This is a genomic window from Vibrio sp. V33_P6A3T137 (genome assembly GCF_009904835.1).
Lineage (GTDB): Bacteria > Pseudomonadota > Gammaproteobacteria > Enterobacterales > Vibrionaceae > Vibrio > Vibrio metschnikovii.
In genome coordinates this window covers 1-2,322 of the sequence record NZ_WXWK01000089.1, presented here as the reverse complement: position 1 = coordinate 2,322, position 2,322 = coordinate 1, and the positions used below count along the sequence as shown (strand labels likewise).

Genomic DNA, 2,322 nt, shown 5'->3' with positions numbered 1-2,322 from the left:
CCATTAATCATTACCAGTCTCGGCGCAGTCATTTTTGCTCAGCTTTTAGGCGGCAAACCTATTTACAGCCAGCTGCTGCACAGAACCATCAAAAAAGAGAAACTGCGCCAACAAGAGTTACCCAATGGTCATTAGCTATAAATGTGATCATTTTGTGATAATCATCTAGTGATTGATTACCCATGTTAGACATAACTTGCTAGAATCGCCGCTGTTTTTATGGCTCGTTATGTGTCTCAATGGAGTGAACATTGCACTGGAAAAAATTACTGCATGTACAAAGCGTACCCGCTTCACAAGCAGCCTTGGCATTGGGCGTTATTGGTTTAGGTCAAGCTTGGACACTCTACTCACCAACCTGGGGAGCTCTTTTCCATCCCTACTTTGCGCTGTTTGGTAGTTTATTATTACTGCCCGTTTTAGGTAAATACCTCACTAGTTATTCTTCATTTATTAATGATCTCCGTCATCCTCTACACGGCAGTTTAATGGCTCCAATGAGTATGGCACTATTAATTTTATGTGATTATTTAGCGGTTATTTCTCCAAGTATTGCTTATCCAATATGGGCTCTAGCCCTACTGTTGCACATCACCATGATGGTCCTGTTTTTTCGCTTTCAGCTCCTGAATTTTAAAATCTCCAATATTGTTCCCAGTTGGTTTCTCTACCCAGTCGGTCTGATTAGCAGTTCTCTTGCTGGGACACAATTTGGCCATACTGTTTTTTCTGAAACGCTGGTTAGTGTCTGTGTTGCTATCTATTTTGTGATGTTACCAGTGGTACTCTATCGCTTAGTCTTTGAAGGCATGCTGCCCAGACGGGCACGTCCAACCTTAGCGATCATGGCTGCGCCGATTAACCTTACTCTCGCCACCTATCTGGTCAATTTTGCTACCCCGGATCCGATCCTCACTGGTGCTTTAGCGGGTATTGCCATCACCATGACGCTATTAATTTATCTTTGTTATTTCAGACTATTGCGTTTAGCCTTTCAACCTTCAATTGCTGCGCTTACTTTTCCTTCGGTGATCAGCGCTATCGCGATGCATCGTTTAACCGATTATTTTTCAGAATTTTACCCACACTGGTACTGGCTACATCTGTTTGGTTTATTTGAACTTCTTGTCGCTACAGGACTCGTCGCTTGGGTTGTTTGGGGATACTGGAAAATGTATTGGCCATCCCCTCCCGTCATCGTAAAGTAAATCATCACCGACCACGTCGATACTCAATATGGGCAAATAAACCATCATCGTTAACCATTGATAATTTATCATGATCGCTTGCCATAGACAGAACCATAAACCGCTCCTAAACTTAGAATAATTCAACAAAATAGGTGGCACGATAATGAGACAAACCAAACAATTAGCTCACCTAGTACTGTTGTTATTAACATTGATAGTAACAGTACCAACGTTTGCTCAATCTAACTTTCCTACCCAGCCACTGACTATGTTGATTGGTTTTAATCAAGGTGGCAGTACGGATATTCAAGGGCAAGTCCTCGCGAAAGTTCTTTCCGAAAAACTCGGCCAACCCGTTAATATTCTTTACCATCCTGGTGCTGGAGGAGCTTCAGCGGCAGCCATGCTGGCAAACAGTCGCGATCAAGGCTACACCTTTCAATTTGGACTTTCTCTGCCTTATACCTTCGCACCGTTAGCAACTCCGGCTTCTTACCAGTTAACCAGTTTTCGATACGTGGCTGGTATTACTCTTGATCAAATTGCTTTAGTCACTGGTCCTAATACTCCATTTGCTACGTGGAGCGAGTTTATTACTTATGCCAAAGCTAATCCCGGCTTAGTTTATGCGTCGCAAAACATTCAAGATCGATTCGTGATCAATCGAATCATGCGGCGTGAAGGCATTACATTACGTATTATGCCAACGACCGGAGGAGCGGGTATGGCTCCATTAATCCTTTCTGGGGATGCCGACCTTGCCTTTAGTGGCGGCACACATAGCGCTTATACTGACTCAGGACTAATGCGAGTCCTTGCCAGTTTGGCGGATGAAAGGCTTGCCCATTATCCACAAGTACCTAACTTAAGAGAACTCGGTTACGACGTAAGTATGCATGCAATCCGTGTGATTACCGTTCCAGCCAATACTCCTGACTATCAAGTCGATATTTTAGCCAAAGCGCTTCAATCAGTGACTCAAGACGCACGATTTAAAAAAGTCACAGAAGAGACAATAAAAATGCCCGTTATATTTATGAATGAATCCGAATTAATTGAATTATTCAACGCCCAAGTAAAAGAGTACAAACAATTAATTGCAGAGTCTCAATGAATAGTGCAATAGTTAGAA

The 2,322-nt window shown here is 42.8% G+C and carries 2 protein-coding genes; both read left to right on the top strand.

The annotated features are described in order from the left end of the window. The first annotated feature begins 251 nt into the window (after positions 1 to 251). Entirely contained in the window at positions 252 to 1,208 is a 957-nt protein-coding gene (locus tag CAG60_RS08660; RefSeq protein WP_161438747.1) for a TDT family transporter, read from the top strand. 145 nt (positions 1,209 to 1,353) lie between these two features. Further along, entirely contained in the window at positions 1,354 to 2,304 is a 951-nt protein-coding gene (locus CAG60_RS08655; protein ID WP_004396483.1) for a tripartite tricarboxylate transporter substrate binding protein, read from the top strand. Positions 2,305 to 2,322 lie beyond the last annotated feature (18 nt).